The organism is Pseudomonas sp. 43NM1 (assembly GCF_002836905.1).
GTDB lineage: Bacteria > Pseudomonadota > Gammaproteobacteria > Pseudomonadales > Pseudomonadaceae > Aquipseudomonas > Aquipseudomonas prosekii.
Map to the genome: position 1 here is coordinate 34,107 of NZ_MKGS01000058.1, position 17,224 is coordinate 51,330.

The 17,224-nt window shown below is 59.9% G+C and carries 14 protein-coding genes; 10 read left to right on the forward strand and 4 right to left on the reverse strand.

All coding sequences use genetic code 11. The annotated features are described in order from the left end of the window. Positions 1–758: 758 nt before the first annotated feature. Together BI292_RS07315 and hmpA are read right to left on the reverse strand one after the other, a co-directional pair. A complete protein-coding gene (locus BI292_RS07315) occupies positions 759–1,268 on the reverse strand; it encodes a disulfide bond formation protein B (protein WP_092278244.1) in 510 nt (169 codons plus the stop codon). Positions 1,269–1,524: 256 nt separating this feature from the next. Continuing rightward, positions 1,525–2,706, reverse strand: coding sequence for an NO-inducible flavohemoprotein (gene hmpA / locus BI292_RS07320; RefSeq protein WP_101207473.1), 1,182 nt, complete (start codon positions 2,704–2,706; stop codon positions 1,525–1,527). A 148-nt stretch (positions 2,707–2,854) separates the two neighbouring features. Here hmpA and norR point away from each other — a divergent pair, with 148 nt between their 5' ends. The 5 genes from norR (at position 2,855) to BI292_RS07345 (ending at position 7,358) form a co-directional block, all read left to right on the forward strand. Then, positions 2,855–4,417 (forward strand): nitric oxide reductase transcriptional regulator NorR, encoded by a 1,563-nt coding sequence (gene norR / locus BI292_RS07325; protein WP_101207474.1) that lies wholly within the window; start codon positions 2,855–2,857, stop codon positions 4,415–4,417. Between the two features lie 264 nt (positions 4,418–4,681). Beyond that, positions 4,682–5,584, forward strand: a complete 903-nt coding sequence (locus BI292_RS07330; protein ID WP_092278238.1) for a chemotaxis protein CheV — start codon at positions 4,682–4,684, stop codon at positions 5,582–5,584. A 27-nt stretch (positions 5,585–5,611) separates the two neighbouring features. Then, on the forward strand, positions 5,612–6,070 hold the full coding sequence (locus BI292_RS07335) for an N-acetyltransferase (protein WP_101207492.1): 459 nt from the start codon (positions 5,612–5,614) through the stop codon (positions 6,068–6,070). A 128-nt stretch (positions 6,071–6,198) separates the two neighbouring features. Further along, on the forward strand, positions 6,199–6,525 hold the full coding sequence (locus BI292_RS07340; protein ID WP_092278236.1) for a hypothetical protein: 327 nt from the start codon (positions 6,199–6,201) through the stop codon (positions 6,523–6,525). An 83-nt stretch (positions 6,526–6,608) separates the two neighbouring features. Further along, on the forward strand, positions 6,609–7,358 hold the full coding sequence (locus tag BI292_RS07345; RefSeq protein ID WP_101207475.1) for a YkgJ family cysteine cluster protein: 750 nt from the start codon (positions 6,609–6,611) through the stop codon (positions 7,356–7,358). Positions 7,359–7,561: 203 nt separating this feature from the next. On the opposite strand, the gene BI292_RS07350 is transcribed toward BI292_RS07345, so the two are convergent. Then, positions 7,562–8,704 (reverse strand): transporter substrate-binding domain-containing protein, encoded by a 1,143-nt coding sequence (locus tag BI292_RS07350; RefSeq protein WP_101207493.1) that lies wholly within the window; start codon positions 8,702–8,704, stop codon positions 7,562–7,564. Between the two features lie 142 nt (positions 8,705–8,846). Continuing rightward, positions 8,847–9,101, reverse strand: coding sequence for a hypothetical protein (locus BI292_RS07355; RefSeq protein ID WP_092278232.1), 255 nt, complete (start codon positions 9,099–9,101; stop codon positions 8,847–8,849). A gap of 369 nt (positions 9,102–9,470) precedes the next feature. On the opposite strand from BI292_RS07355, the gene BI292_RS07360 reads away from it, so the two are divergent. The 5 genes from BI292_RS07360 to BI292_RS07380 all read left to right on the forward strand — a co-directional run bounded on the left by BI292_RS07360 (position 9,471) and on the right by BI292_RS07380 (position 16,982). Beyond that, positions 9,471–10,631: an efflux RND transporter periplasmic adaptor subunit gene (locus tag BI292_RS07360; RefSeq protein ID WP_101207476.1), complete on the forward strand. Its 1,161-nt coding sequence runs from the start codon at positions 9,471–9,473 to the stop codon at positions 10,629–10,631. Then, a complete protein-coding gene (locus tag BI292_RS07365; RefSeq protein ID WP_101207477.1) occupies positions 10,628–13,732 on the forward strand; it encodes a multidrug efflux RND transporter permease subunit in 3,105 nt (1,034 codons plus the stop codon). Before BI292_RS07360 ends, BI292_RS07365 begins: the two co-directional genes overlap by 4 nt. Before the next feature lie 9 nt (positions 13,733–13,741). Beyond that, a complete protein-coding gene (locus BI292_RS07370) occupies positions 13,742–14,419 on the forward strand; it encodes a heavy metal response regulator transcription factor (RefSeq protein ID WP_101207478.1) in 678 nt (225 codons plus the stop codon). Next, positions 14,409–15,773 carry a heavy metal sensor histidine kinase gene (locus BI292_RS07375; protein WP_092278224.1) on the forward strand — a complete coding sequence of 455 codons (1,365 nt, stop codon included), beginning with the start codon at positions 14,409–14,411 and terminating at the stop codon, positions 15,771–15,773. The genes BI292_RS07370 and BI292_RS07375 overlap by 11 nt, the downstream gene beginning before the upstream one ends. Before the next feature lie 984 nt (positions 15,774–16,757). Then, positions 16,758–16,982 (forward strand): hypothetical protein, encoded by a 225-nt coding sequence (locus BI292_RS07380; protein ID WP_092278222.1) that lies wholly within the window; start codon positions 16,758–16,760, stop codon positions 16,980–16,982. The last annotated feature ends 242 nt before the right edge of the window (positions 16,983–17,224 follow it).

The following is a 17,224-nucleotide window of genomic DNA, read 5'->3' on the forward strand; positions in this document are numbered from 1 at the left end:
ACTTCACCCTGCCAAGGGTTGGCATTTTCTTGGATTGAATAAGGGCTGCCCGTCGCGCGTCAGACGCTGTTCGACAAATCCTGGGCTAGCGGTGAGTTCTTATTCGAATTCGTGGTCAAAGGCCTTGTTACAGACCAATTCCATTTGGTGCGGATAGTCGGAAAGGCACCGACACCTGGGAGTCGCATGAAGCCAGCAGGCTTCTCGACGCCCTGTTAGCTCAGTAGAGAGCAGCGCCGGGGATTCAGTGCGGGCGATTGTAGATACGTCGCGACGCATAAACCATGTCTCATCCCGAAATAATTTTTATCCGTTCCAGCAACAATCATTAACGGATTTCGCAAAAGTTCAGCATGGTATCGAAATTGATTCTCAACAAAAACACCAAAATTTGTGGGGCTACCACGCGCAGTTCAGACAGCCTTGATGGCTTCATGCCTTCGCAGTGATGCGTCAAAGCCCCGATCAGCAAGGGCTTGAGCGTTTCCTCGGCGCCTGTTAAAACTGCCTGCTTACCCACAATGGTGCATAAATCGTCCGCTGCTCAAACGCGGGCAAATCGTTGCGTAGCTAAGCACCAATTCCGGACTTTGAAATGAGTTGCGACACTCCAGCTGTGACAACATGTCGCACACGTTGCGCACCCTTGGCTGTCGCACATCACGATCTGTTTACTTGAGTTCTGAAATGCAAAACGCCCCGACCCTCTTATCGAGGCCCGGGGCGTTTTTGTTTACGGCGAGGCGTTGGATGAAGGGTTAGCGCAACGCTTTGCGATTACGCGAAACCAGCACCGGCACCAGCACCACCACCAGCACAAACGCTACCAGCGCCCATTGCGCCAGCGACAGCCCGAGGATCGGCGGATACGGCGTCGAGCAGAACCCGTCGACCTGGAAGCCCAGCGGGAAGATCTTCGCCAACGGCAGGTCATCGACGATCGGTTGCAGCACATCGATGCCACAGCTGACCGTTGGGTAGAACTGCGTATAAACGTGATGCCCGGCAACCGCGACACCGCCCAGAGCGCAGATCACCACCAGGGTTTCGAACACCGTCAGGCTGCGTCGTGTGCGCATCGCCGCGCCGATGAAAGCGAAGATCGCGATCAGCAACAACGCGTAACGTTGCAGGATGCACAACGGGCACGGCGCCTCTTCCAGCACCACTTGCATGTACAGCGCGCCGCCGATCAACGCCAGGCAGATGATGCCCAGCAACACCAGATAACGCCGCTCACGGCCCAATCGCATTGTTTCGTCACTCATCGCGTTTCCCTTCCGAAGATCAATTGCCCGCAAGTCTACACGCAGGCCCAAAGCTTTAAGAGCCTGACGCGCGCCGGGGGATGTCGGGGAATAGACGACAGGCTGGTTAAGGAGGGATTAATTGAGAGGTCTGAACCGAGGTGCAGTTATCGCGGGCAAGCGTTGCTCCCACAGGGGGCATGCCACAAATCCTGTGGGAGCAAGGCTTGCCCGCGATTGAAGCGGCGCGGTGAGACTGACTCACCGCGCCCACCAATTACTCCAAAGCAGAAGCCGGCCCAAAGAACTCATAACGGCTCTGTTTCTCCGGCACACCCAGTGCTTTCAAATGACGCTTGATCGCCGCCATAAACCCCTTCGGCCCGAGGAAGTAAGCATCCAGGTCACGCTGCTGCGGCAGCCATTCGCCCAACTGTTCCTGACTCAGCAAACCAACCTTGTCCGCCGCCGGGCTCACGCCGTCATCTTCGGCGTAGCAATAGAAGCGCTTGAGCTGCGGATGGCGCGCGGCCAAACCATCAATCCAGTCACGAAACGCATGCACGCTGCCATTACGCGCGCAGTGGATAAAGTGCACCGGCCGCTCGGTGGCCAACGCCGCTTCAAGCATCGCCAGCGTCGGCGTGATGCCGACGCCGCCGCTGATCAGCACCAGCGGTTTGTCGCTGGCGGTCAGAGTGAATTCGCCCGATGGCGGAAACAGCTGAATGCTCGAGCCGACGTGCAGGCTGTCGTGCAAGTGATTGGAAGCGCGACCACCGATTTCGCGCTTGACGCTGATGCGGTACTGGCCCTTGTCCGAAAGCGATGACAGCGAATAATTACGACGAATCTCTTCGCCATCCAGAATCAGCTTCATGCCGATGTACTGGCCAGGCTCGGCGGCGAGGATCGGGCCTTTGTCGGCCGGTTCGAAGTAGAAGGAAGTGATTTCCGCGCTTTCCTCAACCTTGGCCGCGACGATGAATTCCCGCGCGCCGCGCCAGCCGCCCGGTGCATGTTGTTTCTGGTCGTAAATGGCGGTTTCGGCGCCGATCAGAATGTCGGCCAACTGGTTATAGGCAGCACCCCACGCGGCGATGACTTCTGGTGTGGCGATTTCTTCGCCGAGCACTTCGGCAATCGCCCGCAGCAGGCAGGTGCCAACAATGGGGTAGTGTTCCGGCAGAATTTGCAGGGCCACGTGTTTGTTGATGATCTTCGCCACCAAATCGCCCAGTTGATCGAGCTGATCAATGTGCCGCGCGTACATCAACACACCGTTCGCCAGGGCACGGGGCTGATCGCCGCTGGCCTGGTGGGCCTGGTTGAACAATGGGCGGACTTGCGGGTATTCGGAGAGCATCATGCGGTAAAAGTGTGTGATCAACGCTTCGCCACCGCTTTCGAGCAGCGGCACGGTGGATTTGACGATGGCACGATCTTGAACGCTGAGCATAAGGGCGACTCCTGAGCTTTTATGTGAATGCCTTATGCTTATCAGTTTCCATGCCAAGAATTAAATCGTTAAAAATCAACATCTTAATTGGACAGTAGTCATATCGACACAGGCTGTTTTATAGTCACGACGACTACACGGAGTCAATATGACCGCAAAATCGCTGCTGACTGCTTTGCTTCCCCTGGTCTCCGACCTGTCCCGCGAACTGCCCGAGGGTGAGCGCTATCGGCGTTTGCTCGAGGCCATGCGCGCTCTGCTGCCCTGCGATGCCGCCGCACTGCTGCGCCTCGACGGCGAGTGGCTGGTGCCGCTGGCCGTGGACGGTTTGAGTACCGACACCTTGGGTCGGCGCTTCAAAGTCAGCGAACACCCGCGCTTCGAGGCGCTGCTGAGCAGTCCCGGGCCGACACGTTTCGCCGCCGACAGCGACTTGCCCGACCCGTATGACGGCTTGGTCGACGGCCTCGACGATCATCTGGAAGTCCACGACTGCATGGGTTGCCCGCTGTTTATCGATGAACGGCCGTGGGGCCTGTTGACCCTCGATGCGCTGGACCCGGAGCAATTCGAGCCAATCGAGCTCGACGCCCTGCAAGCCTTCGCCAGCCTCGCCGCCGCGACGGTGAACGCCGCCGAGCGCATCGAACGCCTGGCCAATCGTGCTGAAGACGAACACCAGCGCGCTGAGGTGTACCGTCAGGCCAGCGGCCAGCAGAACCGCGAGATGATCGGCCAGAGCAAGGCGCACAAACGCCTGGTGGAAGAAATCAGTCTGGTCGGCGGGAGTGATTTGACCGTGCTGATCACCGGCGAAACCGGGGTCGGCAAAGAGCTGGTGGCGCAAGCGATTCACGCCGCCTCGCCGCGCGCCGACAAACCGATCATCAGCCTCAACTGCGCCGCACTGCCGGACACCTTGGTCGAAAGCGAATTGTTCGGCCACGTGCGCGGCGCCTTTACCGGCGCGACCAGTGATCGTCGCGGCAAGTTTGAACTGGCGAATGGCGGCACGCTGTTTCTCGATGAAGTCGGCGAGCTCTCGCTGACGGTGCAGGCCAAGTTGCTGCGCGTGCTGCAAAGCGGTCAATTACAGCGCTTGGGCTCGGATAAAGAGCATCAGGTGGATGTGCGGCTGATCGCGGCGACCAACCGGGATCTCGCCGAGGAAGTGCGCAGCGGCCGATATCGTGCGGACTTCTATCATCGCTTGAGTGTTTATCCTTTGTTGGTCCCGGCATTGCGCGATCGCGGGCGGGATGTGTTGCTGCTCAGCGGTTTTTTCCTTGAGCAGAACCGCTCGCGCATGGGCCTGAACAGCCTGCGTCTGAACAGCGATGCGCAAGCGGCGTTGCTTGCGTATGCGTGGCCGGGGAACGTGCGGGAGCTGGAGCACTTGATCGGCCGCAGCGCGTTGAAGGCGCTGGGCAATTGCAAGGAACGACCGAAGATTCTCAGTTTGAGCGCGGCGGACCTGGACTTGCCGCACGGCAGCGTCGAGCCGGCGGCTGAAGCGGTGGCGGCCAGCGCGGCGGTGTCGGTGTCGGTGTCGGTGTCGGGGGATTTGCGTGTGGCGACCGAGAATTATCAGCGGCAATTGATCAGCGCCTGCCTGGAACGCCACCACAACAACTGGGCCAGCGCGGCCCGTGAGCTAGGCCTCGACCGGGCGAATCTTGGGCGCATGGCCAAAAGATTGGGGATGAAATAACCCAATTGTATTGACCTGCACAATCCGTGTGGCGAGGGGGCTTGCCCCCGTTCCAGTGCACAGCACTGGCAAGATTCTGAAAACTCTCTGGATTTTGGCGCCGCTTCGCAACCCAACGGGGGCAAGCCCCCTCGCCACAGGGGTTCGCCGTTGGGCCGAAATGAGTGATTAGCCTAAAGCCTGCCCGCAACAAGTCGATAACCCGGCATCAATAGCTTTTGGCGACTAACCCTCGCCCATCACCTTTCTCCAAAGAAGGTTTTTATGTCCACCACCAAAGCCCGCGCAGATTCACTTTCGCTTCTGCTGTTTACCTTGCGCAGCGGCAAGTTGATGGCGATCAACCTGCTCAAAGTCAGTGAAATCATCCCCTGCCCGCCGCTGACCAAACTCCCGGAATCGCACCCGCACGTCAAAGGCATCGCCACGTTGCGCGGCGCGTCGCTGTCGGTGATCGACCTCAGCCGCGCCATCGGTGAGCGGCCGCTGGAAGATCCCAACGGCGGTTGCCTGATCGTCACCGACGTCAGCCGCTCCAAGCAGGGTTTGCACGTGCAAGCGGTGAGCAAGATCGTCCATTGCCTGACCACCGACATTCGTCCGCCACCGTTCGGTTCCGGCGGCGTGCGCTCGTACATCACCGGCGTGACCTCGGTCGATGGCGTGCTGGTGCAAGTGCTGGACATCGAAAAAGTCATCCACGGCATCGCCCCGGCGCAGATCGAAGTGGCGCCGACCGAGCTGAGCATGGAAGACGCTGAAGTGCTCGGCAACGCGCGGATTCTGGTGGTCGATGACAGCCAGGTGGCGCTGCAACAATCGGTGCACACCTTGCGCAACCTCGGCCTGCAATGCCACACCGCGCGCAGCGCCAAAGAAGCCATCGACTGCCTGCTCGACCTGCAAGGCACGGCGCAGCAGATCAACCTGATCGTTTCGGACATCGAAATGTCGGAGATGGACGGCTACGCGTTCACCCGCACCCTGCGCGAAACCCCGGACTTTTCGCACCTGTATGTGCTGCTGCACACCTCGCTCGACAGCGCGATGAACAGTGAAAAAGCACGCCTCGCCGGGGCCAACGCGGTGTTGACCAAGTTCTCCTCGCCAGAACTGACCAAATGCCTGATCGCCGCCGCCAAGGCGGTCGCCGAGCAGGGCCACTGAGTGGTGGCCGAGCAATTCTGTTTTCTGCTGCGGCGCAATCTCGCCGAGCCGCTGCCGCCGGTTGTCTGGCCGACCGGCATCGAATTGAGCCAATACCGTCCGCAACTCGCGGTAGCCGTGCACCAGTTGATGGAGCTGGGTTATCGCGAGGGCGGTGGTCGCGTGCCGGCGCTGGACGCCTGGCAGCAGCGCTTTGAAACCGATCCGGAATATGACCCGAGCCTGTGTTTTATTGCCTTGGATGGCGAAGGAATCGTCGGCGTTTGCCAATGCTGGACCAGCGCTTATATCAAAAACCTGGTGGTGCACCCGCGCGCGCAAGGTCGTGGCTTGGGCCGGACGTTGTTGCTGCATGCGTTCACGGTGTTTGCGCAGCGGCGTGAAGGCTTTGTCGATTTGAAGGTGTTGGAAGACAACCTGCGGGCGCAGCGGTTGTATGAAAGCGCCGGCATGCGCGTGGTTCGCCGGGAAGCGGTGCCAACCTGATTGATCGCCTTCGCGGGCAAGCCTTGCTCCTGCGGGGGAATGGTTTGCAATGTGGGAGTGAGCCTGCTCGCGATGAGGCCATCAGGCATACTCCATCCTCGGTCAATAACCATAAGGATGCTGCCCCGATGAAACTCACCACCCTGCTCGCCCTCAGCTTCACTGCCCTCGCCTCTCAGGCCCACGCCTCCAGCCCGGACGCCTGGGCCGCTTTCGACAAAGCCGTACTCGCCAGTTGCACTAAGGCCAGTGGTCTCAAAGACGCGAAACCTGTCGGCAACGCCGCGCAATTCGATGATCGCGTCGGTTACGTCGCCGTTCTCCTGCAAGGCCAATACCCGCAAAAACACATGAAGGGTCAGCAAGGCAGCGAGCTGTGCCTCTACAACAAGCAGAGCAAAACCGCGTATGTCACCGAGTGGGACTCGATTCGCCCCGCCGCGAAAAAGCCTTGAGTGGCGCATAACTTGCTTCGACGGCTGTCTGTGCGATGGCTTTCCGTCGCCACTTGATGCACTCACATTTGGCCGGTCGAACAATGAACACGACGTTTTCCTGCGTAGGTTGCGGCAAATGCTGCACTGATCACCACGTGCCCCTGACCCTGAAGGAAGCCCGTATGTGGGCGGCTGACGGTGGTCAGGTGATCGTGTTGGTCGAAGGCTTTTTGAGCAATGGCCTGGGCCTGCCGCTGCAACAGCGCGAGCATGCCGAACGGCGCTCGGTGCGGGTTCGCAGCGGTGCCAGCGAGGCCTATGTGGCGATCACTTTCGCCGCTTACAACGTCGGCGCCTGTCGGAATCTTGACGAAGACAATCTCTGCCGCATCTACGAACGCCGGCCGCTGGTGTGTCGTATCTATCCGATGGAAATCAATCCGCATATTCCGCTGAACACGGCGGTCAAGGAATGCCCGCCGGAGTGTTGGGAGCAAGGCCCGGACCTGATTGTGGGTGGCGAATTGGTTGATCAGGAACTGCTGACGCTGATTCAGCGCTCACGTCAGGCTGACCGCGATGATGTGCAGACCAAGGATGTGATTTGCGGCTTGCTGGGGATTCGCACGGCGGCGTTGAAGGGTGATGGATTTACTGCGTATCTGCCGCAGATGGACGCGTTTGCGTCGATTGTTGATCAGGTCGCGGCGCAGCAGCCGCAAGCGCCGGGCGGTGACTGGTTGTTTCACGTCTCGGGCGATGACATTGCCGGGCAAGTGTTGGCTGCCGGGGCTGAAGTGGCGACCGAAGTGCCGGTCAACTATGCGTTTATCTCGCTGCGGGCGGCTTGATCCTAGAAGTGTATCGGCCGTCTTGGCCTCATCGCGAGCAAGCTCGCTCCCACAGGGATTTCGAAACGCCATAGACCTACTGTGGGAGCATAGCTTGCTCGCGATTGGCGCCAGACCTGCCCCCCCTATAACCCGAAGCGCTCAAAATCCCCTGTGGGAGCAAGCTTGCTCGCGATGGCGCCAGACCGGCCACCACCGCTCTATCAGCGAACAGCCACCGCCAGACACTCAACCTCGACCCGCGCACCCAACACCAATGCTTTAGCGGCAAATGTCGTACGCGCCGGCAAGCGGTCTGCCGGGAAGTAGCGTTTGTACACTTCATTCATCGCGTTGAATTCCTTGATGTCAGCCAGAATCACCGTGCACTTGGCCACGTTATCCAGCGAAGAACCGTGGCTTTGCAGCGCGGTGCGCAGGTTTTCCATGGTCTGCACCGTCTGCGGGCCGATGCCGCCCTTCACCAGTTCGCCGTCAGCGCCCGAGCCAAGCACGCCGGACAGGTAAACCGTGTCGCCAATGCGCACCGCATCCGAGAATGGCAGGCCTTCGTCGCCAGGAAAGTAGATCGGCGAATCGAGCGCTTCGGCCGGCAAGTAGCGCTGGGTGATCATCTGGTACTGGCCATTCTGCTTCAGGCGTTCCAGCGCCGCGTTGAGCTTGTCGCGCAATGCCATGTCGCTTTTGCGCACTGCCATCGCCACGCCACTGCCGAGCATCGGATCGTCGAGCGCCGGGCCGGCGAAGGCGAATGCCTGACCCTGCGGCTGAGCCAGCAACGCATGGGCGATTTCAATCGAGTCTTGCAGCGTGGCGTCGATTTCACCGGCCTGCAGGCTGGCAATCAATTGATCGTTGAACCTGAAACTGCGCACCGTCACCCCGGCAACCTGCCAACGCGCCTTGGCAAACGCCTCGCGGCTGGTGCCCGCCAGCACGCCGATACGCTGGCCTTTGAGTGATTCGGCAGTTGGCTGTAGCGCAGAACCCTGGCGCGCCACCAGACGGCTGCTCAGCGGGTAAAGGTTTTCAGTGAAATCGATGCGCTCGCGCCGCGCAGCCGTGGCGGTCATTGGCATGATCACGTCGAAACGCTTGGCTTCCAGCGCTTCGATGTTGGTGGCGTAATCCTGATCGACCCAGACGCAGCTGGATTTCAATTCCGCGCACAGCGCGTTGCCCAACTCGATGTTTAACCCGACCAGTTGACCATTGTCGTCACGACTTTCGAACGGTGGGACCAACGCTTCGACGCCGAAGCGGATCTGCGGCTCGACCGCAGAAGACACGCAACCGGTGGTCAAAGCCACCAGCGACAGCACAGAGAGGATTTTCAGCAGAGGCATTTCAGTGGCCTTCATCGAACATTCACGGGGAGTGAATCTTCGACGAGTGACCACCGACTTTCCCAGAGGACAAATCGCTCATTCCTGTGGGAAGAATCTTTAAAACACGCAGACTTTTTTCAGGCCAATGGCCGGCTAAACGTCAGCGTTTGCCCATCGAACGACGCGTACCCGGTGGCGCTGCGCCAGGGGTTTTGGTGTGGCCGTTCTTGGCGCCGTTCTTGTACCACGGCTGATTGGCATTCTTGGCGGCGGCCAGTTCGCCCGGTTTGAACGGAAACTTGAACGCCGGGATCGCGGCTTTTTCGCTGTCTGCGCTGGAGTCGACGCTGTCTGGCAGGTCTGCCGGCTCATCGCTCAAAGCGTCGGCGACCGGCGGTTGTGTCGGGGAAGTCATGAAAGCTCCGGGTGGTGCACAAAGAGTCGGGCCCGGTGGGTGGACCGCGAAAGGCGCGAGTATACCTGTGTCGGGAGCGGCAAGCTGCAAGCGGCGAGTTTCAAGCGACAAGTAGTCGGTCTGTAGGTTTGGCGGTGACGGGTCTGACGCCTTCGCGGGCAAGCCTCGCTCCTACAGGGAATGCATTCCAAATGTAGGAGCAAGGCTTGCCCGCGATGAACGATAACTCGGTCTATCTGGCGAACTACGTCTGCCAAACTGACAGCCGCGTCAGTTAGCAGTCACTTTCCTGACCGGGTCACAGGACTATAACGGGAGGTATAAAATCCGACGCTATTCCCGTCCCTCCAGCCCCGGCGCCTCTTTCGCATGCGAATCCACAAAAAATCCGCGTTGATCGCTGTCCCGCTGATCGTCCTGGCGGCGCTGATCCTGTGGTACGCGACTAAACCGGCCACCGCCAAACTCGCCGCGCCGACCGCGATTCCGGTGCGCGTGGTGACAGTTGCCGCGAAAGATGTCCCGCGTTACGTCAGCGGCATCGGCTCGGTGCTTTCGCTGCACAGCGTGGTGGTCCGGCCGCAGATCGACGGCGTTCTCACCAAGTTGCTGGTCAAGGAAGGTCAACTGGTCAAGACCGGCGACCTGCTCGCTACGATTGACGACCGTTCGATCCGCGCCAGCCTCGATCAGGCGCGCGCGCAACTCGGCGAGAGCCAGGCGCAGTTGCAAGTGGCGCAGGTCAACCTCAAGCGCTACAAGCTGTTGAGCGTCGACGACGGTGTGTCCAAGCAGACTTACGACCAGCAACAAGCGCTGGTCAACCAGCTCAAAGCCACCGCGCAAGGCAATCAGGCGTCCATCGACGCCGCGCAGGTGCAGCTTTCCTACACGCAGATTCGCTCTCCGGTCACCGGTCGCGTCGGTATTCGCACAGTCGATGAAGGCAATTTCCTGCGCATGACCGATACCCAAGGGTTGTTCACGGTGACGCAGATCGATCCGATTGCCGTGGAGTTTTCCCTGCCCCAGCAAATGCTGCCGACCCTGCAAGGCCTGATCGGTGACCCGCAACGCGCGCAAGTGAAGGCCTACATCGGCGCCGAGACCGACGGCGAAACCGGCAACCTGCTGGGCGAAGGTCACCTGACGCTGATCGACAACCAGATCAACGCCAACACCGGGACGATTCGCGCCAAGGCTGAATTCAACAATCCGGGGCAAAAGCTCTGGCCGGGCTTGCTGGTCACGGTAAAAATTCAGACAGCGTTGAGTAAAGATGCGCTGGTGGTGCCGCCGACAGTCGTACAACGTGGGCTCGATCAACACTTCGTCTACCGGGTCAACGGCGACAAAGTCGAAACTGTGCAAGTGCAAATGGTCTATCAGGGCAGCGGCCAGGACATCATCAGCGGGGTCAAACCGGGCGACATATTGGTCAGCGACGGGCAGTCGCGGCTCAAACCCGGTTCAACCGTGCAAGTCCTCAGCGAGCCGCCGCAAGTGGTGCAAACGGAGCCCAAGCGATGAAAGGCCCTTCGGCGTGGTGCATCGATCACCCGGTCGCGACCATTCTGCTGACGTTTGCCCTGGTGCTGCTCGGCGTCATCGCGTTCCCGCGTTTGCCGATTGCGCCGCTGCCGGAAGCGGAATTCCCGACGATTCAGGTCAACGCGCAACTGCCCGGCGCCAGCCCCGACACCATGGCGTCGTCGGTGGCAACGCCGCTGGAAGTGCAATTCAGCGCCATCCCCGGCATGACCCAAATGACCTCGAGCAGCGCCCTCGGCTCGACCCTGCTGACCCTGCAATTCACCCTCGATAAAAGCATCGACACCGCCGCCCAGGAAGTTCAGGCAGCGATCAATACCGCCGCCGGCAAACTGCCCAAGGACATGCCGACGCTGCCGACTTGGAAGAAGGTCAACCCGGCCGACAGTCCGGTGTTGATCCTCAGTGTCAGCTCGACGCAGATGCCTGGCACCGAACTCAGCGATCTGGTGGAAACCCTGCTCGCGCGTCAGATAAGCCAGATCGACGGTGTAGGGCAAATCAACATTACCGGTCAGCAACGTCCGGCGATTCGCGTCCAGGCCTCGGCGGACAAACTCGCCGCCATCGGCCTGACCCTCGCCGACATTCGCCTGGCGATCCAGCAAACCAGCCTCAACCTGGCCAAAGGCGCGTTGTATGGCGAGTCGAGCATTTCGACGCTGTCGACCAACGACCAACTGTTTCACCCCGACGAATACAGCCAACTCATCGTTTCCTACAAGGACGGTGCACCGGTTCACCTGAGAGATGTCGCCAAAGTCGTCAACGGTTCGGAAGATGCCTACGTGCAGGCCTGGGCGGGTGATCGGCCGGGGGTCAATCTGGTGATTTCGCGGCAACCGGGGGCGAACATTGTCGAGACCGTGGATCGCATCCAAGCTGCGCTCCCGGGGCTTGAAGCGATGCTGCCGGCCTCGGTCGAGGTCAAGGTGCTGATCGACCGCACGCAGACAATTCGCGCATCGTTGCACGAGGTGGAAATCACCTTGCTGATCGCGGTCCTGTTGGTGGTGGCGGTGATGGCGCTGTTCCTGCGTCAGTGGTCGGCGACGCTGATCGTGTCGGCGGTGCTCGGTGTGTCGCTGATCGCCAGTTTTGCCCTGATGTACGTCATGGGTTTTAGCCTGAACAACCTGACGCTGGTGGCGATCGTGGTGGCCGTAGGGTTTGTGGTCGACGATGCGATTGTGGTGGTGGAGAACATTCACCGGCATCTGGAGGCCGGCGACGGCATGCGCGAGGCGGCGATCAAGGGTTCCGGCGAGATCGGGTTCACCGTGGTTTCCATCAGTTTCTCGCTGGTCGCAGCGTTTATTCCGCTGCTGTTCATGGGCGGCGTGGTCGGGCGTCTGTTCAAGGAATTCGCCCTCACTGCGACCTCGACCATCATGATTTCGGTGGTGGTTTCGCTGACCCTCGCGCCCACACTGGCGGCGCTGTTCATGCGCGCGCCGGTGCACAACGCCAATAGCAAAAAGACCTTCGGCGACCGTTTGCTCGCCGGGTATGAGAAAGGCCTGCGCCGCGCCCTCGCCCATCAGCGCTTGATGATCGGCGTATTTTTCCTGTCGCTGGGCTTGGCGGTGGCCGGCTACATCTTTATCCCCAAGGGTTTCTTCCCGATCCAGGACACTGGTTTTGTCCTCGGCACCACCGAAGCGGCGGCGGATATTTCCTACGGCGACATGGTGAAAAAACACTTGGCGATGGCCGAAATCGTCGCAGCGGACCCGGCCGTGCAAGCGTTTTCGCACTCGGTCGGCGTCTCCGGCAGCAACCAGACCATCGCCAACGGGCGCTTCTGGATCGCCCTGAAAAAACGCGGCGACCGCGACGTCACGGCCAGCCAGTTCATCGACCGGATTCGCCCGCAACTGATGAAAGTCCCCGGCATCGTCCTTTACCTGCGCGCCGGCCAGGACATCAACCTCAGCTCCGGCCCAAGTCGCGCGCAATATCAATACGTGCTCAAGAGCAACGACGGCGCGACGCTGAGCACCTGGACCCAACGCCTGACCGACAAATTGCGCAGCAACCCCGCGTTTCGCGATATTTCCAACGACCTGCAACTGGGCGGCAGCATCACCCACATCAGCATCGACCGCAGCGCCGCCGCGCGTTTCGGCCTGACTGCCAGCGATGTTGATGAAGCGTTGTACGACGCTTTTGGTCAGCGGCAGATCAACGAATTCCAGACTCAGATCAATCAATACAACGTGATTCTGGAGCTCGACACCCAACAACGCGGCAAGGCTGAAAGCCTGAATTATTTCTACCTGCGCTCGCCGTTGAGCGGGGAAATGGTGCCGTTGTCGGCGCTGGCCAAGTTCGACGCGCCGACCATCGGCCCATTGTCGATTGCCCACGACGGGATGTTCCCGGCCGCCAACATGTCCTTCAACCTCGCGCCCGGCGTGGCGTTGGGCGATGCGGTGATTCTGCTGAATCAGGCCAAAGCGGAAATCGGCATGCCGACCGCGATCAGCGGCAATTTCCAGGGTGCGGCGCAGGCGTTTCAGAGTTCGCTGGCCAGCCAGCCGTGGCTGATTCTGGCGGCACTGGTGGCGGTTTACATTATTCTCGGCGTGCTTTACGAGAGCTTCGTGCACCCACTGACGATCATCTCGACCCTGCCGTCGGCGGGATTGGGCGCGGTGATCATGTTGTGGATCTGCGGTCAGGACTTCTCGATCATGGCGTTGATCGGCCTGGTGTTGCTGATCGGCATCGTCAAGAAAAACGGCATCCTGATGATCGACTTCGCCCTCGAAGCGCAGCGCAGCAGGGGCTTGCCGCCGGAAGAGGCGATTTATCAGGCGTGCATCACGCGGTTCCGGCCAATCATCATGACCACCCTCGCCGCCCTGCTCGGCGCGCTGCCGCTGATGCTCGGTTACGGCACCGGCGCCGAGCTGCGCCAGCCGCTGGGGATCGCGGTGGTCGGCGGTTTGCTGGTGAGCCAGGCGCTGACGTTGTTCACCACACCGGTCATATACTTGTGGCTCGAGCGACTTTTTCATAGACACTCCCACCCACCAGCGCCCGCGCCTGCAACGGCGCTGGCGACCACAGACTGAGGCGGGGTCATGCGCGTTCTGATTATTGAAGACGAGGAAAAAACCGCGGATTACCTGCATCGCGGCCTCACGGAACAGGGTTACACCGTCGACGTGGCGCGCGACGGCGTCGAAGGTTTGCACCTGGCGCTGGAAAGCGATTACGCGGTAATCGTTCTCGACGTAATGCTGCCGGGGCTCGACGGCTTCGGCGTGTTGCGTGCGTTGCGCGCGCGCAAACAGACGCCGGTGATCATGCTCACCGCCCGCGAGCGCGTCGAAGACCGGATCAAAGGCCTGCGCGATGGCGCCGACGATTACCTCGGCAAACCGTTTTCCTTCCTCGAACTGGTCGCGCGCCTGCAAGCGCTGACCCGCCGCAGTGGCGGCCACGAACCGGTGCAAGTGAGCATCGCCGACCTGTGGATAGATTTGATCAGCCGCAAAGCCACACGCGCCGGCGCCCGACTGGACCTGACCGCGAAAGAGTTTTCGCTGCTCAGCGTGTTGGCCCGGCGCCAGGGTGAAATCCTCTCGAAAACTGCAATTGCCGAGATGGTCTGGGACATTAATTTCGACAGCGACGCGAACGTCGTCGAAGTCGCGATCAAACGCCTGCGCGCCAAGCTCGACGGGCCGTTCGACGAGAAATTGCTGCACACAATTCGCGGCATGGGTTATGTGCTGGAGAGCCGTGGTGTCCAGTAATTCAATCGCGCTGCGCCTCAGCGGGATGTTCACGCTGGTGGCGGCGCTGGTGTTTCTGTTGATCGGCTGGGCGTTGTATCAGCAGGTCGACAAAGGCCTGGGCTTGTTGCCCGAAGCCGAGCTGGATGCACGGTACAGCGTGCTCGAATCCACGGTCGGCCGGTATGGCACGCCCGAGCATTGGGTGAAGATCAATAACAAGCTCAAGCTGCTCGGCGAAGAAGACAAGCGCATCAGTTTCTGGATCGTCAGCGGCGATCCGCAGTATGAATACGGCCACATCACCCCGCAGATCCGCGACTTCGCCGCAGGGCCGTTGGGCCGCCGCGATTTGCATTTGCCGGGGCATGATTCGCCGCTGAAAGTGCTGGTCAGTCAGTTCCCGGCCAAGGACCAACGCCCGCCGTTGCGCTTCATGATCGGCATCGACACCGAGACGATTTTGCAGACTCAGCACCACTTGCTGATTGCCCTGATCAGCCTGGCGATTGTCGGCGTGTTGCTGGCCTCGGCGCTGGGTTATTGGGTGGCGCGGATCGGCCTCAAGCCGTTGATCAAACTGTCCCAGGAAGCCCAGCGGCTGGCGCCGCCATTGCGCTCGGGACGTTTGCGTCTGTCGCCATTGCCGCCGGAGCTGGACCAATTTGTCAGTTCGTTCAACGCGACACTGGAGCGCGTCGAACAGGCCTATTCGCGGCTGGAATCATTCAATGCCGACGTCGCGCATGAATTGCGTTCGCCGCTGACTAACCTGATTGGCCAAACCCAGGTCGCGCTGACCCGCGGGCGTTCGGCGGAACACTATTTCGAGGTGCTGCAATCCAATCTCGAAGAGCTTGAGCGGCTGCGTTCGATCATCAATGACATGCTGTTTCTGGCCAGCGCCGACCAGGGCAGCAAAGCGACAAAACTGACCACGACCTCGCTGGCCGATGAAGTGGCGACGACCCTCGAATATCTGGATTTCATTCTCGAAGATGCGCAGGTTGAGGTGCAGGTCAGCGGTGACGCGCAGGTGCGGATCGAGATCGCGCATCTGCGCCGGGCGTTGATCAACCTGCTGAGCAACGCGGTGCAACACACCGAGCCCGGGCAGGTGATTCAGGTGCGGATCGAGGCGGCGGAGCATCAGGTGAGCATCGGCGTGGCCAACCCCGGAATGCCGATTGCCAGCGAGCATCTGCCACGCTTGTTCGAGCGCTTTTACCGCGTAGACGCGTCGCGCAGCAACAGCGGCAATAACCATGGCCTCGGTTTGGCCATTGTGAAAGCGATTGCGCTGATGCACGGCGGGGATGTTTTTGTGCGCAGTGATCACGGGGTTAACACCTTCGGCATTCACCTGCCGGTCTGACTCGGATCGACTCTGAATCCACCCCTCACCCTAACCCTCTCCCCAGAGGGTAGAGGGGACTGACCGAGTTGCTCTGAGAGCCACATCGACCTGATATATCGAGTTGAACTCGAGTTCTGAAAAGCCCCCGATCGGCTCCCTTTCCCCCTCTCCCCTATGGCGAGAGGGGACTGACCGAGTTGTTCTTAGGGCCACATCGACCTGATATATCGAGTTGAACTCGAGTTCTGAAAAGCCCCCGATCGGCTCCCTTTCCCCCTCTCCCCTATGGCGAGAGGGGGCTGACCGAGTTGTTCTCAGAGCCACATCGACCTGATATATCGAGTTGAACTCAAGTTCTGAAAAGCCCCCGATCGGCTCCCTTTCCCCCTACCCCTATGGCGAGAAGGGACTGACCGAGTTGTTCTTAGGGCCACATCGACCTGATATATCGAGTTGAACTCGAGTTCTAAAAGCCCCCGATCGGCTCCCTTCCCTCCTATCCCCTATGGGGAGAGGGGACTGACCGAGTTGTTCCTAGAGCCACATCGACCTGAAATATCGAGTTGAACTCGAGTTCTGAAAAGCCCCCGATCGGCTCCCTTTCCCCCCTCCCCCCTATGGCGAGAGGGGACTGACCGAATTGTTCTCAGAGCCACATCGACCTGATATATCGAGTTGAACTCGAGTTCTGAAAGGCCCCCGATCGGCTCCCTTTCCCCTATCCCCTATGGCAAGAGGGGACTGACCGAGTTGTTCTCAGAGCCACATCGACCTGATATATCGAGTTGAACTCGAGTTCTGAAAAGCCCCCGATCGGCTCCCTTTCCCCCTCTCCCCTATGGGGAGAGGGCTGGGGTGAGGGGTGGTTCTTCCAACCGACGCAAAACCCAACTATTGCTTCTCACGCAATAGTCCTTTCTGAAATCAGCTCTGTTTCCCTTCGCCACAGCGCCTTAACCTTCGCGCACCAAACAGCACTTGCCAAGCAAGAAGGTTTTAAAGATGTCCAACACTATGGGTATTGCCAGCGCTTTCGTCATGTCCGCCTTATTCCTGTCCCCGGTTGCCATGGCGGAAGAATCGCCAGCCTTCGTCGCGCAAAACGCGGCGCGGGAAGACGCCTTCCAGGCGCATCAGACAGAAATGACCGCCAAGGCCCAAGACGCTGCACAAACCCCTCAAGCGTCGACTTCTGCTGCCCGGCCACAGGTTGAGAAAGACAGCTGATTACGCGTATCGCACCGTTTCCCTCGACACTTTTCATCGGCTCTTCCCGTTGAAAAGTTGTCTTCAAAGCCGCTGCTATCAGCGGCTTTTTTTCGTTGTGCAGAAAACACGTTTCAAAACGTCTCCCTAAACAAGAAATAAAAAACGTCGATCCATGAACTGACGTTGATGACCAAAAGGAGCTGTACCGCACGTGTCTTTTACTCTAAAGCTGAGCCCGTTGTTCATTGCAATTGCTGCAA

Coding starts and splice junctions, on each gene's coding strand:
- BI292_RS07315 (WP_092278244.1), bottom strand. CDS start 1,268: ATGAGTGACGAAACAATGCGATTGGGCCGTGAGCGGCGTTATCTGGTG.
- hmpA (WP_101207473.1), bottom strand. CDS start 2,706: ATGCTCAGCGTTCAAGATCGTGCCATCGTCAAATCCACCGTGCCGCTG.
- norR (WP_101207474.1), top strand. CDS start 2,855: ATGACCGCAAAATCGCTGCTGACTGCTTTGCTTCCCCTGGTCTCCGAC.
- BI292_RS07330 (WP_092278238.1), top strand. CDS start 4,682: ATGTCCACCACCAAAGCCCGCGCAGATTCACTTTCGCTTCTGCTGTTT.
- BI292_RS07340 (WP_092278236.1), top strand. CDS start 6,199: ATGAAACTCACCACCCTGCTCGCCCTCAGCTTCACTGCCCTCGCCTCT.
- BI292_RS07345 (WP_101207475.1), top strand. CDS start 6,609: ATGAACACGACGTTTTCCTGCGTAGGTTGCGGCAAATGCTGCACTGAT.
- BI292_RS07350 (WP_101207493.1), bottom strand. CDS start 8,704: ATGCCTCTGCTGAAAATCCTCTCTGTGCTGTCGCTGGTGGCTTTGACC.
- BI292_RS07355 (WP_092278232.1), bottom strand. CDS start 9,101: ATGACTTCCCCGACACAACCGCCGGTCGCCGACGCTTTGAGCGATGAG.
- BI292_RS07360 (WP_101207476.1), top strand. CDS start 9,471: ATGCGAATCCACAAAAAATCCGCGTTGATCGCTGTCCCGCTGATCGTC.
- BI292_RS07365 (WP_101207477.1), top strand. CDS start 10,628: ATGAAAGGCCCTTCGGCGTGGTGCATCGATCACCCGGTCGCGACCATT.
- BI292_RS07370 (WP_101207478.1), top strand. CDS start 13,742: ATGCGCGTTCTGATTATTGAAGACGAGGAAAAAACCGCGGATTACCTG.
- BI292_RS07380 (WP_092278222.1), top strand. CDS start 16,758: ATGTCCAACACTATGGGTATTGCCAGCGCTTTCGTCATGTCCGCCTTA.